At 70.7% G+C, this 12,975-nt stretch carries 13 protein-coding genes; 7 read left to right on the top strand and 6 right to left on the bottom strand.

Annotated features, from left to right (window positions below; all coding sequences use genetic code 11):
- Positions 1–193: 193 nt before the first annotated feature.
- Positions 194–2,722, top strand: a complete 2,529-nt coding sequence (locus tag ACFFR3_RS28340; protein WP_379484130.1) for a hypothetical protein — start codon at positions 194–196, stop codon at positions 2,720–2,722.
- 4 nt (positions 2,723–2,726) lie between these two features.
- Here the strand turns inward: ACFFR3_RS28340 and ACFFR3_RS28335 are convergent, their stop codons facing one another.
- The 4 genes from ACFFR3_RS28335 to ACFFR3_RS28320 form a co-directional block, all read right to left on the bottom strand.
- The gene (locus ACFFR3_RS28335) at positions 2,727–3,377 is read right to left on the bottom strand and encodes a DUF2461 domain-containing protein (RefSeq protein ID WP_345389126.1); all 651 of its coding nucleotides are present in this window, start codon (positions 3,375–3,377) and stop codon (positions 2,727–2,729) included.
- Positions 3,378–3,408: 31 nt separating this feature from the next.
- A complete protein-coding gene (locus tag ACFFR3_RS28330) occupies positions 3,409–4,200 on the bottom strand; it encodes a polysaccharide deacetylase family protein (protein WP_364369770.1) in 792 nt (263 codons plus the stop codon).
- Positions 4,201–4,230: 30 nt separating this feature from the next.
- Complete coding sequence (locus tag ACFFR3_RS28325; protein WP_355426970.1) at positions 4,231–4,536, bottom strand: hypothetical protein; 306 nt, start codon at positions 4,534–4,536, stop codon at positions 4,231–4,233.
- Positions 4,537–4,696: 160 nt separating this feature from the next.
- Positions 4,697–5,272, bottom strand: coding sequence for a helix-turn-helix domain-containing protein (locus ACFFR3_RS28320; protein ID WP_364369768.1), 576 nt, complete (start codon positions 5,270–5,272; stop codon positions 4,697–4,699).
- Positions 5,273–5,356: 84 nt separating this feature from the next.
- Here ACFFR3_RS28320 and ACFFR3_RS28315 point away from each other — a divergent pair, with 84 nt between their 5' ends.
- On the top strand, positions 5,357–6,196 hold the full coding sequence (locus tag ACFFR3_RS28315) for an EamA family transporter (RefSeq protein WP_379484129.1): 840 nt from the start codon (positions 5,357–5,359) through the stop codon (positions 6,194–6,196).
- Between the two features lie 54 nt (positions 6,197–6,250).
- Positions 6,251–7,159, top strand: a complete 909-nt coding sequence (locus ACFFR3_RS28310) for an anti-sigma factor RsbA family regulatory protein (RefSeq protein WP_345389136.1) — start codon at positions 6,251–6,253, stop codon at positions 7,157–7,159.
- A gap of 1 nt (position 7,160) precedes the next feature.
- Here the strand turns inward: ACFFR3_RS28310 and ACFFR3_RS28305 are convergent, their stop codons facing one another.
- On the bottom strand, positions 7,161–7,745 hold the full coding sequence (locus ACFFR3_RS28305) for a sigma-70 family RNA polymerase sigma factor (RefSeq protein ID WP_345389138.1): 585 nt from the start codon (positions 7,743–7,745) through the stop codon (positions 7,161–7,163).
- A gap of 247 nt (positions 7,746–7,992) precedes the next feature.
- Here ACFFR3_RS28305 and ACFFR3_RS28300 point away from each other — a divergent pair, with 247 nt between their 5' ends.
- On the top strand, positions 7,993–9,066 hold the full coding sequence (locus ACFFR3_RS28300) for a PLP-dependent cysteine synthase family protein (RefSeq protein WP_379484128.1): 1,074 nt from the start codon (positions 7,993–7,995) through the stop codon (positions 9,064–9,066).
- Here the strand turns inward: ACFFR3_RS28300 and ACFFR3_RS28295 are convergent.
- Positions 9,056–10,021: an ABC transporter substrate-binding protein gene (locus ACFFR3_RS28295; protein WP_379484127.1), complete on the bottom strand. Its 966-nt coding sequence runs from the start codon at positions 10,019–10,021 to the stop codon at positions 9,056–9,058. The two genes, ACFFR3_RS28300 and ACFFR3_RS28295, sit on opposite strands and share 11 nt — an antisense overlap.
- Before the next feature lie 99 nt (positions 10,022–10,120).
- Here ACFFR3_RS28295 and ACFFR3_RS28290 point away from each other — a divergent pair, with 99 nt between their 5' ends.
- The 3 genes from ACFFR3_RS28290 to ACFFR3_RS28280 are packed head-to-tail and all read left to right on the top strand — an operon-like array spanning position 10,121 to position 12,974.
- The gene (locus tag ACFFR3_RS28290) at positions 10,121–11,155 is read left to right on the top strand and encodes a FecCD family ABC transporter permease (protein ID WP_345389142.1); all 1,035 of its coding nucleotides are present in this window, start codon (positions 10,121–10,123) and stop codon (positions 11,153–11,155) included.
- On the top strand, positions 11,155–12,198 hold the full coding sequence (locus tag ACFFR3_RS28285) for a FecCD family ABC transporter permease (RefSeq protein ID WP_345389144.1): 1,044 nt from the start codon (positions 11,155–11,157) through the stop codon (positions 12,196–12,198). Before ACFFR3_RS28290 ends, ACFFR3_RS28285 begins: the two co-directional genes overlap by 1 nt.
- Entirely contained in the window at positions 12,195–12,974 is a 780-nt protein-coding gene (locus ACFFR3_RS28280; RefSeq protein WP_379484126.1) for an ABC transporter ATP-binding protein, read from the top strand. The genes ACFFR3_RS28285 and ACFFR3_RS28280 overlap by 4 nt, the downstream gene beginning before the upstream one ends.
- The last annotated feature ends 1 nt before the right edge of the window (position 12,975 follow it).

The raw sequence follows: 12,975 nt of genomic DNA, 5'->3' as shown, positions 1-12,975 counted from the left end.
CGTTTCGTTTGCTTTATGCCGGCAAAGCGCGGCTTGCTGGTTAGTGACGGCAGTCAACGTGGCGGCTCGGCCACCTGCGATGAAAACGCCCTTCCGGGTCGCGTCGTCAAGAAATGTTGTCATGGGAACAGCTGTAATCACACCGTGACCACATGACATAGAACATTCGCGTTCGCCGGAGAATCATCCATTTGTGGGAAAGCTCCGGACTGCTATCGCGTTCGGGCTGGCTCTGGTGTCGTTCGGGGCGATCGTGTGGTGCACCGTGGCAGCCAGACCCGTAGCGGGGCCCGCACCGCCCCAGGGCACCGCGGCGCCCAACCCATGGGTGGCCGCCGCCGCCCGCGCCGACCCCGAGGTGGGCTGGGCACGTACGGCCGCGACCGAGGTCACGATCGCCGCGGCCGCCGAGGCCGACCTGAACGAGGTGCCCGAAGGGCGCATCGACCCCCGCCAGCGGCAGGTGAAGGTGACCGTCGTGCACCGGCTCACGATGGTCCGCGACGACCCGCTCATCGAGACGCTGCGCCACGGCGCCGGCTTCCCTGCGACGTTGCAGCAGGTCACCGACGCCGCGTTCGGCGCGATCAAGGTGGACGGAGCCGCCCTCGCGCCCACCACCCGCCTCGCGCCGCTGCTCGGCTCGGACCAGCGGGGCACCACCGCCACGTTCACCGTGACGCTGCTGCGCCAGCTCGGCACCGACGCGCTGCTGAGGCTGCACTTCGCGGCGCCGAACGCGTTCCCCCTCATCGTCACGGGCCGCTCCATCGCGGTGCTGCCCGGCGAGTGGGCCGTGCTGCGGCTGGAAGGCATCACGCCGGAGCAGGAGCGGCGGGAGCGGCTGGCGTTCACCGTCGGGGCCTACCCGGTGAGCATGACGCTGGCGCCCGCCTCGTACGGCTTCGCCGACGTGGCCGCGCCCGACGACTTCTCGTGGGCCACCGCGCTCGGCGTGCTGACCGCGATCGCGCTGGCCGCGGTGCTGCTGCGCTCGCTGGGCGAGGGCTGGTGGTCGCGCATCCACAACAGGGAGCTGGGCGCCGGGCTGGCGCTGGCCGCGCCCGCGCTGCTGATCCCGCTGGCCGCCGAGGACTGGTCGGCACTCGCGTACGTGATCCTCTTCGTCGCCGTGCCCCTGCTCGCGCTGCGGCACGCCGGCCGGGTGATCCCGACCAGCCCGCCGTGGACCACCCGCGACCTGCTCGTGATCACCGGCGCGGGCGTGCTGATCGGGCTCGGCATGCTGAGCTGGTCGTGGCTGCACGGCCAGCTCCCCGGGCAGGCCCTGCTGGCCGGCGGCGCGGTGGCGGCGCTCGCGGCGGCCGGCTCGGCGGTCGCGTTCAGCGTGGACCTCGGGGTGCGGCCGGTGATAATCCGGCTGGCGATGCTGTCGGCCGAAGCCGCGATCGGGCTGCTGGCGCTGGCGTTGTGGCTGCGCGCGCTGCTCGGCGGGGTCTACCCGCCCGACAGCATCCGGCTGGTGCTGGCACTCGGCTGGGCGATGATCCCGGTGGCGGCGATGGCCGTGGCGACCAAGCGGTGGAGCCGCCAGGTCGTCGTCGGGGCCGTGCTCATCAGCCTGCTCGTGCAGGGCTGGCCCACCGAGTGGCTGGACGCCGGGTCGTGGAGCCTCGCCGTCTCGCAACCCGAGCCGCGGATCGGCAGCCTCGTGCTCACCCCGATCGTGCGCGGCGTGCTGGGCCTGCTGCTGCTCGGGTTCGTGATGCTGGTGCTGCGGCTGTGGCGGCTCGGCAGGCAGGGCTCGGCCGTCGGTGACCCGGTGGCCGAGTCCACCATGATCGCGGTGCTGATGGTGCTCTACATCACGCCGGGCGGCAGCATCACGCTGGCCGACATCGACGTGCCGCTGCCGCTGCTCGCGATCACCTCGCTCGTCGCCTGGGCCACCGCCCGCTGGCTGCTCACCGGCCCGTGCCCGGCCGTACCCGAGCCCGCCGACCAGGACGAGCACCGCCGGCTCGTCAGGGCCGCGCTGCACCGGCGGCTGCTGCTGGTCTCCGAGCAGGAGCTCTATCGCACGGGACGCACCCGCATCGGCGCGGGCGAGCTGTCGATCCCCGCGTTCGAGCAGCAGCGCAGCGCCCTGGAGGGGGCCATGAACGAGCACGGGAGACACCCCGAGACCGCGTTCGCCACCTCGGCCGGCTGCCCGCCCTGGCACAACGCGGTGCCCGCGTTCACCGTCAGCCTGCTGCTCAGCCTGCCCTTCGCCATCGTGTACGGCTGGCCGGAGGGCGCCGACCTGACCAGCTTCGTCTTCGACAGCCGCTATCTGCTCACCCTGCCGGCGTTCGGCTTCCTGTACGGCTACTTCTACCCGCGCGTACGCGGCACCCAGCCCATGACCAAGGCCCTGCACCTGGCCGCCGCCGCGCTGCTCACCGAGCTGTCGGGCTATCTGCCGACGCTGGCCGAGCCCGACATCGGCGCCTTCGACAAGATGCAGGTGGTGGGGATCGTGGTGGGCCAGGTGATGCTGGTCTGCGTCGGCCTCGGGTTGTTCTGGGAGTGGCGGATCATGCACCTGGCGGGCGAGCCGTGGGCGCGGGTGCGCACGCTGCGCAGTGTGCGCAGCCTCGCCGCCCCCGCGCTGGCCCTGGTGCTGGCCGCCGGCACGACCGCCGCGTCGTCGGCCGCCGGTCAGACCGTGGACCGGATACTGAAAGGCGACCAGGTGACCATCACCGCTCCCCGCTGACCCTTCAGCGGCGGGACAGCTCGCTCCCGCGTACGTGCGTGCACAGCCACTCCACCAGCGGCCCGAAGGCGCGCCACGAGCGCTCGACCCGCGCACGCACCTCGGGCGTGTGCACCCACGGCTCCGGCTCCCACCGCACCCCGGCGTAGATCGAGCGGTGGCGCAGCAGGCCGATGCGCGGATGGTCGTCGTCGAAGCCCCTGGGCCTGGTCTTGAGGCGGTCGCCCATCAGCTCGTAGCCCGCGGTCACCAGCCGCTCGGTGAGCGCCGCCAGCGGCTTGCCCGAGACGTCTTCGTCGACCGCGGCGCGATAGCGGGCCACCTGGTCGGACGCGCCGGTGTAGACGCCGCCCGCGGCGAAGATGCCGGCCGCGCTCAGCTCGACGTAGTAGCCGATGCCGGGCATCAGGCCGACGAAGGCGCCCTGGTGGGTCTTGTAGGGCGACTTGTCCTTGGCGAAGCGCACGTCGCGGTAGGGCCGGAACAGGTGGACCTCACCGAACTCCGGGCCCAGCTCGTCGGCCAGCGCCAGCATGGGCGCGCGTACGGCCTCCTCGTAGAGCTGCTTGTGCTGGGCGAAGTAGGTCTTGGAGTTGTCAGCCTCGAGCCCCTCGTAGAACAGGAACGCCTCGTCGGGGAAGCCGGTGAATCCCATGAGGTCAAGGGTGCCATGCGGCACCGACAACTCAGCGTTCGGTGTACATCTTCCCCGGTGACGGTGTCCTGCCGTACAGCTCCGAGACGGTGACGAAGGTGAAGCCCCTCCTCGCGAGGGTGTCGAGCACCTTCGGCATGGCGTCCACGGTGGTGCGGTGAATGTCGTGCAGCAGCACGATCGAGCCGGGCTTGGCGTGCGACGCCCGTTTGGCGACGGTCTCGGTGACGCGGTCACGCCAGTCGAGGGTGTCGAGGTTCCACAGGATCTGGGCCAGGCCCTCGCGCCTGGTCTCGGCCGCGACCTGCTCGTCGGTCGACCCGTACGGCGGCCGCATCACCCGCATCCGCACCCCGGTGAGCTGCCGCACGATGTGCTCGGTGTGCCGCAGCTCCTGCTTGACCCGGTGCGGCGGCAGCTCGGCGAGCGGCGGATGGCTCCAGGAGTGGTTGCCGATCTCGTGACCGTCGTCCACGATGCGGCGTACGGTGTGGCCGCCCTTGTCGGCCGCCACCATCTGGCCGATGACGAAGAAGGTGGCTCTGACGTCACGGCTGCGCAGCAGGTCGAGCAGCCGCCAGGTGTGCTCGCCCGGCCCGTCGTCGAAGGTGAGTGCCACGCACTTGAGCTTGGAGCAGTCGAAGTTCCGGCTGCGCGGCCAGCCCGCCTGCATCGACACCAGCCTTTTGGCGAACGTCACGGGATCAATGGTGGCGGGCTTGATGGGTGTGACCTTCATGTGCTGGTGCTGGCGTCGCGGCACCGCGTGGGTGACGCAGACGGCCAGCGCGAGCAGGGCCAGCGGCAAGGCCCAAACGCGCATGCTTCCCCCCGGAACGCCGCATGCGGGGGCCTATGGATAGTCCTGGACCGGCACCCCCCGCAGTTCCCTGGCCAGGTCGTCCCACCAGAGTGGGATATCGGCCTGCAATTCCTGGAAGCGGCGCGCCACGCGCATGGCACATCCAAGCGGATCCGTACCCAGATGCCGACGTTTCACCGGTCCTTCCTGCCAACGGTAAAAACCATCTCTATAACGTACGACCAGCCCTATCCACACCGAGATGGTCTCGCCGTCCCCCACCTCGTAAGCGCTGGTGACGCCCAGGCCATGAAGCTCCGCCTGGAGCTTCTCCGTCGCCGCTCGAGCCTCACTCACACGTCACCCCCTGCCGACGTCGCGCCCACCGGGCCGCGGAGCACGGTCGGCGCACACTGGGGATGTACCCAGCCACGGGCCTCAGCCGTCCAAAGCATGGAGTAATCATGAAACTCCACCGGGTCATCCGGAGGGCTTTCGCGCTTATTGATCAGGGATCTCAGGCGTCGTTCGCGGCGCGCGGCTCGGCCACGGCCATGACGAACCTGAGGGCCGCATCGCCCTGGTTGGCGTAGCGGTGGGGGCGGTCGGCGGTGAAGAGCACGGCGGCGTCCTCGCCGACCACGTGGCTCTTGCCGGCCACGATCAGCGTCAGCTCGCCCTGCAGGACGGTGAGCATCTCGCGGGTGCCGGGCGGATGGGCGTCGCCGTCGTGGTGCTCGCCGGGGGCGAGGCGCCAGTCCCACAGCTCCAGGATCAGCGGCATGTCGGCGCCGACCAGCAGCCGCGCCTGGACGTCGCCCTGGTCGAAGGTGACCACGTCGCTCTTCTGGACGACCCGCACCATGGGGACGTCGGCGACCTCCACCAGCCGGGCCACGGTGACGCCGAGCGCGGAGGCGATGCGGGTGAGGGTGGACACGCTGGGGTTGGTACGGCCCTGCTCGACCTGGACGAGCATGCCCCGGCTCACGCCCGACCTGGCGGCCAGCGCGTCGAGGGTGAGCCCGCGGTGGGCCCGCTGGGCGCGCACGTTGTTGGCGATGGCCTGGGTGATCAGCTCGGGGTCTTCCATGTCAGTGCAGTGTAGTGAATGTCTCGTGCAGCGCACTGTACTCTGTACGTTGCACTATTAGTGCAACAGAGAGGACTCCCTCTGGTGACCGTCATCCTGGCAACGGCCTGCGCCATCGTCTACGGCACCGCCGACTTCTTCGGCGGCCTGGCCACCCGGCGCTCGCAGGTGCTCTCCGTCGTCGTGCTCTCCCAGACGGCGGGTCTGGCGCTGGTCCTCGCCCTGCTGCCGCTGCTGCCCGGCACGTACAGCGCCCAGGCGCTCTCCTGGGGCCTCGCCTCCGGCCTCGCGGGGGCGGCCGGGCTGGTGCTGTTCTACCGGGCGCTGGCCACCGGCGTGATGTCCGTGGTGGCCCCCACGACCGCGGTCACCTCGGCCGCGCTGCCGGTCGTGTTCGGCCTGGCCACCGGCGACCGTCCCGGCCCGTGGGCGCTGGCCGGCGTGGTGATCGCGCTCGGCGCGGTGCTGCTGGTCAGCCAGGACGGCTCGGGCGGCGGGAAGGTCACGCCGCGCTCGGTGCTGATCTCGCTGGCCGCCGGCGCGGGCTTCGGCGGCTTCTTCATCCTGCTCGCCATGGCGCCCGACGACGCCGGCATGTGGCCGCTGGTCGGCGCCCGCCTGTCGTCGGTGTCGGTCGTCGCCCTGCTGGCCCTGCTGACCAGGCGCGGGCTCAGGCCGGTGCCGGGCTCGCTGGGCGTCATCGCGGCGGCCGGCGTGCTCGACATGGCGGCCAACGTGCTCTATCTGCTCGCCCAGCGCGACGGCCTGCTCAGCCTGGTCGCGGTGCTCGTCTCGCTCTATCCCGCCAGCACGCTGCTGCTCGCCAACCGGGTGCTCGGCGAGCGGTTGCGCACCGTCCAGATCACCGGCGTGGTCTGCGCACTGGCCGCGGTGGCGCTCATAGCCGTTGCACAGCACCTCTAGCCTTGTTACGTTTCGCCCGTGCGCCCTGACCGGGCACGTTCCGATGGTGGGTCGTTGAAGCACGTCGCGGTGCCGTACGACTCGGAGGAGTCCTTCGTGACTCTGACCGTGCCGCGCGTGCGTTCCGCGCTGGACGAAGGCAGGCGCGTGCTGGTCGTCACCGGCGCCGCCAAGCTCGGCCTGCTGGCCGCGGCGCTCGGGCCCGACGCCGGCCGCATCGACAGCCGCGCCCCCGCCGCCTGGTACGCCCATCCGTACCGGATGCTGGCCGCCTATCACGACTACACCCGCGGCCGGCCCACGCTGGTGATCGGCGAGCCGGCCTGGACGGACAGGAGCGAGCGCGACGTCAGAGAGCTGATCCGGTGCGACTCGGTGCTCAACGCCGCCCTGCACCGCGCGCCCGCGATCGTGATGTGCCCGTACGACGTGCGCCGGGTCCCCGAGCCCGTCGTGGAGTACGGCCCGGTCATCCACCCGGTGCTGCTCGGGTCCGACGGCGAGGTGACGAGCACCCGCTTCGTCCACCCTCAGGACCTGGCGTTCGACGACGACCACGCGCCCCTGCCCGCACCCGCACCCGACGCCCGGATCGTCCGCTTCACGGGACGCGAGCTGAAACGCCTGCGCCAGAGCGTCGGCGACTACGCCAGGGCGGCGGGCATGGACCACGACCTCATCACCTCGCTGGTGATCAGCGTCTCCGAGATCGCCGCCAACAGCGTCGAGCACGGCGCCGGCCACGGCACGGTCGCGATGTGGCTGCGTGAGGGCGAGCTGATCTGCGAGATCGCCGACCCGGGAGGCGCGCTGGACGACCCGTTGCCCGGCTACATACCACCAGAGCCCGAATCCCCTCGGGGATACGGGCTCTGGATCAGCAGGCAGTTGTGCGACTTGGTGGATCTGCGCGCGGAGGACGGTCTGTTACGGGTCCGCCTCCATCTGAGGACGGAGAGGTGAGTCAGGCGGCCCGCTGCGCGGGCAGGCGCACGGCGCCCTCCTCGCGGGCGTACTCCTCCAGCATCCCCCGAAGCTGGCGGCGGCCGCGGTGCAGCCGCGACATCACGGTGCCGATGGGCGTGCCCATGCGCTCGGCGATCTCCTTGTACGCGAAGCCCTCGACGTCGGCCAGGTAGACGGCCACGCGGAAGTCCTCGGGGAGGGAGCGCAGGGCGTTCATGACGACGTTGTCGGGCAGCCGGTCGAGCGCCTCGGTCTCGGCCGACCGCAGACCGGTGGAGCTGTGCGACTCGGCGGCGTGCAGCTGCCAGTCCTCGATGTCCTCGGCGGCGGACAGCTTGGGCGAGCGCTGCTTCTTGCGGTAGTCGTTGATGAAGTTGTTGGTGAGGATGCGGTGCAGCCAGGCCTTGAGGTTGGTGCCCTCGCGGAACTGGTGGTACGACGTGTACGCCTTCGCCACCGTCTCCTGCACCAGGTCCTCCGCGTCCGCGGTGTTGCGGGTCAGGCGCATGGCGGAGGCGAACAGCTGCGACGTCACGGGCACGACGTCCCGCTCGAACCAATCCTGTCGCTGCTCATCGGTCATGGTGATCAATTCATTCCCCCTTGCGCTATCCCCCGTTTCGGCACAAGCCGCCTGACGGCGGTTCCATCATCGCAAGACCCTGGTAAGGGGCGCGTTAGCGAGGTCCGCCTGTGGTCAGTAGGGGTTACGTCCATCTGCTCGCGGCGTGCGTGGTCACGTCCACGGCCGGACAAGTCTCATTATCATAACACTACCCACCCAATTCCACAGGAATAGTGGCGAGTCTCACATGGGATAGCGTATGGCCATGAGATTCGTGGACCGGCATGAGACGGGTACACGCCACTGGGTGGCTGAGGCCATACGCAAGGTCGAGGCCGACGCCAACCGTAGTTGCGACACACATCTGCACGTCTTTCCGCTGCCCCCGCAGTGGGGCGTAAACCTTTATCTTAAAGACGAGTCGGTGCACCCTACCGGTTCACTGAAGCACCGGCTGGCCCGCTCCCTCTTCCTGTACGGCCTGGCCAACGGCTGGATCGGTCCCACCACCACGATCGTCGAGGCGTCGAGCGGGTCCACCGCCGTCAGCGAGGCGTACTTCGCCCGGTTGCTCGGTCTTCCGTTCATCGCGGTCATGCCCGCCTCCACGTCGCCGGAGAAGTGTCACCTCATAGAGTTCTACGGCGGGAAATGTCATTTGGTTGACGATCCGGGTGCGATCTATGACGAATCTCACCGTCTGGCCGCCGAGACCGGCGGCCACTTCATGGATCAGTTCACCTACGCCGAACGGGCCACCGACTGGCGGGGCAACAACAACATCGCTGAATCGATCTATTCACAGATGTCCATGGAGCCCCACCCCGAGCCGTCCTGGATCGTGGTGGGCGCCGGCACCGGCGGCACCTCCTCGACCATCGGCCGCTACATCCGCTACCGCCGCCACCCCACCCGCCTGGCCGTCGTCGATCCCGAGGGCTCGGCGTTCTACCCGAGCTGGGTCTCCGGCGACACCACGGTCACGGCCCCCGGCTCGCGCATCGAGGGCATCGGACGGCCCCGGGTGGAGCCGTCGTTCCTCCCCACGGTCATCGACCGGATGATCGCAGTGCCGGACGCCCGCTCGATCGCCGCCATGCACTGGACCCGCGAGGTGACCGGGCTCGACGTCGGCGGCTCCACCGGCACCAACATGGCGGCCTGCGTGCAGCTCATCGAGGAGATGCGGGCGGCCGGCGAGCAGGGCAGCATCGTGACGCTGGTGTGCGACAGCGGCGACCGCTACAAGGGCACCTACGGCAACCCCGGCTGGCTGGCCTCCCAGGGCATGGACATCGAGCCACACCTTGAGGAGCTGCGCCGGTTCATCAACGGCTAGCGTCGACGCCGAACAGTTCGGCAACGTCGTCCAGCATCGCCTGCGCCCCCTGGATGCCCACCGCGGTCATCCAGGTGAGGTCGCTGACCTCGTGCTTCTTCCCCTTGAGCTTGGCCCACAGCGGGTTGGTGGTGAACTTCTCCTTCGGCCCGTCGGAGGCCGGGTCGGGGTAGGTCGCCACGAAGATGTGGTCGGCGTCGAGGTCGCTGATGCGTTCCTGGCTGACGTTCACCGCGATGGCGTCCTGGGCGGTGGGCTGGCCCTCGGGGCGCGGGAAGCCGACGTCCTTCATGACCAGGCCCGAGTAGGAGTTCTCGACGTACAGGCGGGTCGTGGGCTCGCCGGCGAAGCGCACGATCGAGATGGTGGGCAGCTCGCCCTCCTTCTCCTTGATCTCCTCGCCGATCGTGGCGGCGCGCTCCTCGTACGCCTTGATCCGCGTCTCGGCGAGGTCCTCCTTGCCCAGGGCCTGGCCCATGAGCCGGAGGTTGTCCTTCCAGATGGCCCCGGTCGTCTCGCTGAACACCGTGGGGGCGATCTTCGAGAGCCGGTCGTACAGAGCCTCGTGCCTGACCTTCGCCGAGACGATCAGGTCGGGCTTGAGCGCGATGATCTTCTCCAGGCTCGGCTGCTCCAGCGTGCCGACCGCGGTGGCCTCCTGCCCATGGCTCTGGACGACCGGGCCGAGGTAGTCGGGCAGCTTCGTGTCGATCGACCGGTACGTCGTGTACCCCACGACCGGCGTCTCCAGCGTCAGCACCGCGTCCACGAAGCTCTGGTCGAGCGCGACCACCCGCTTGGGCTGCGCGGGGATGACCGTCTCCCCCATCGCGTGCCGCACGGTCCTGAACGGCGCCGCGCTCTGCGAAGGGGCGGGGCCGGGGTCCGCCGAACCACCGCAGGCGGCCAGTCCCACCAGCAGAACGGCGCCGACCAGCACGCGCAACGGTTTCATCGGATCCCTTTCCCCGAAGTAAGGTAAGCCTAAATTAGGTTAGCCCTGCCTAAGCTGGCATACTTCAGCGGGATCGGGCAAACGTCAGGAGGGCATCGGGTGAGCGCAACCGCCGTCGCCCCGCGCCTCCACGGCATCCAGCGGCGCCGGTTCGGCCTGCTGGCCGCCCTGCTCGCGGCCGTCGCCATCGGTGTGCTGCTGAGCATCACGATCGGGTCCAAGTCCGTGCCGCTCACCGACGCCTGGCACGCGATCACCGCCCCGACCGGCACCGAGAACGACATCGTCATCCGCTCCCTGCGGCTGCCCAGGACCGCGCTCGGCGTCATGGCCGGCGTCGCGCTCGGCGTGGCGGGCGCCCTCATGCAGGGCCACACCCGCAACCCGCTCGCCGACCCCGGCCTGCTCGGCGTCACGCAGGGCGCCGCGTTCGCCATGGTGTCGTCGATCATCCTGCTCGGCACGTCGAGCCTGCTCGCCTACATCTGGTTCGGCCTCGCCGGCGCGCTCGTGGCCAGCGTCGCGGTCTTCGCGCTCGGCATGGTGGGCGGCAGGGGCGGGCCCACGCCGGTCACGCTGGCCCTCGCCGGCACCGCCGTGAGCGCCCTGCTCTACGCGCTGACCTCGGCCATCGTGCTCCTCGACGAGCAGGCGATGGACGTCTTCCGCTTCTGGCAGGCCGGCTCCATCGCCGCCAGGGGCGCCGACGTGGCCTGGCAGGTGCTGCCGTTCATCCTGGCCGGGTTAGTGCTCGCGATGATCAACGCGCCCGGTCTCAACGCGCTCTCCCTCGGCGAGGACGTCGCCCGCAGCCTCGGCCAGAACATCGCCATGACCCGCACGGTCGGCGTCGCCGCCGTCACCCTGCTGTCGGGCGCGGCGGTGGCCGCCTGCGGCTCGCTCGCCTTCGTCGGGCTCATCGTGCCCCACCTGGCCAGGCCGCTGTCCGGCACCGACCACCGGTGGCTGCTGCCGTACTCGGGGCTGATCGGCGCCGCCCTGCTGCTGGTCGCCGACGTCATCGGCCGCGTCGTCGCGCCGCCCGGCGAGCTGGAGGTGGGCGTCGTGCTCGCGCTGCTCGGCGCGCCCTTCTTCGTCGCCCTGGTACGCCGCAGAAAGCCCGTACGCCTGTGATGACCACCCTCCCCCTGCGACTCGGCGGCCTGTCCTGGCGGCTGCGGCTGCGCGGCGTCGCCGTCACCGTCACGGGCGCCCTGCTGCTCGCCCTGCTCATGGCCCTGAACATGCGCATCGGCGACATCGACATGACGCTGCCCGAGGTGCTCGCCGGCACGTTCGACGCGGGCAGCCCCGCCCACTTCGTCATCATGGAGCTGCGCCTGCCGCGCGCGCTCACCGGCGCCCTCGTCGGCGCCGCGCTCGCGCTGTCCGGCGCCATCATCCAGTCGATCGCCCGCAACCCGCTCGCCAGCCCCGAGATCCTCGGCGTCACCACCGGCGCCTCGGTCACGGTGGTGGCCGGCGTGGTCTTCAGCGGCAGCGTGTACGGCGGCGTCAGCGGCCTGCTGGCCGGCCTCGGCATCCCGGCGCTCGCGCTGCTGGGCGGCCTGATCGGCGCGGCCATCGTGTACGGCCTGGCCTGGCGGCGCGGCCTGGACGGCTACCGCCTGGTGCTGGTCGGCATCGGCGTGGCCGCGGTCTTCACCAACGTCAAGTTCTGGCTGCTGACCGTCGGCGACGTCAACGACACCGGCCGCGCCATGGTGTGGATCAGCGGCTCGCTCAACGGCCGCGGCTGGGAGCACGTCGTCCCGACCGCGCTGGCCCTGGTCGTGCTGGTGCCGCTCACCCTGCTCGGCACCCGCTCGCTCGACGCCCTGCGCTTCGGCGACGACACGATCACCGCGCTCGGCGTCCGGACGAACCTGGCCAGGGCCCTGATGATCCTGGCCGCCGTGCTGCTGGCCGCCGTGGCGACCGCGTCGGCCGGGCCGATCGCGTTCGTGGCGCTGGCCTCGCCGCAGATCGCGCTGCGCCTGGTCCGCTCCGGGCAGCCGCCGCTGCTGTGCTCGGCGGTCGTCGGCGGGGTGCTCACCACGGGCGCCGACCTGCTCGCCAGGTCCCTGTTCTCCCCCATCGAGCTGCCCGTCGGCATCGTCACCGCCGTGCTGGGCGCCCCCTACCTGATCCACCTGATCTGGAGGTCGCGAAAGTGAGACTGCAGGCCGCCGACGTCAAGCTCGGGTATGGCGACCGCCTCATCGTGGACGGGCTCGACCTCGGCATCGAGGCGGGCACGGTGACCACCATCATCGGCCCGAACGGCTGCGGCAAGTCGACGCTGCTGCGCGCGCTGGGCCGGCTGCTCAAGCCGCAGGGCGGCGAGGTGCTGCTGGACGGCAAGCGCATCGACAAGATCCCCACCCGCGAGGTGGCCAAGGTCCTCGGCGTGCTCCCCCAGTCGCCCACCGCCCCCGAAGGGCTGACCGTCGCCGACCTGGTCGCCAGAGGACGTCATCCGCACCAGACCTGGTACCGCCAGTGGTCGTCCGACGACGAGGGCGCGGTCGCGGCGGCCCTCGACATGACGGGCCTCGCCGACCTCGCGGAACGTCCGCTCGACGAGCTGTCCGGCGGGCAGCGGCAGCGGGCGTGGATCTCCATGGCCCTCGCCCAGGGCACCGACCTGCTGCTGCTCGACGAGCCGACCACGTTCCTCGACCTGGCGCACCAGGTGGAGGTGCTGGAGCTGGTCCGGCACCTGCACGAGGAGGGCGGGCGCACGGTCGTCATGGTCCTGCACGACCTCAACCTCGCCGCCCGCTACGCCGACCGCCTGGTCGCCATGCGCTCCGGCCGGGTGATCGCCTCGGGCAACCCGCACGAGGTGCTCACCGAGGAGCTGCTGCGCGAGGTGTTCGAGCTGGACGCCAAGGTCATCCCCGACCCGGTGGCCGGCACCCCGCTGGTCGTCCCGATCCGCCCGCTCTGAT

Source organism: Nonomuraea salmonea (assembly GCF_042428605.1).
Classification (GTDB): Bacteria; Actinomycetota; Actinomycetes; order Streptosporangiales; family Streptosporangiaceae; genus Nonomuraea; species Nonomuraea salmonea.
Note: the sequence above shows the minus strand (reverse complement) of the source record. Positions and strands in the feature narration are given on the sequence as shown.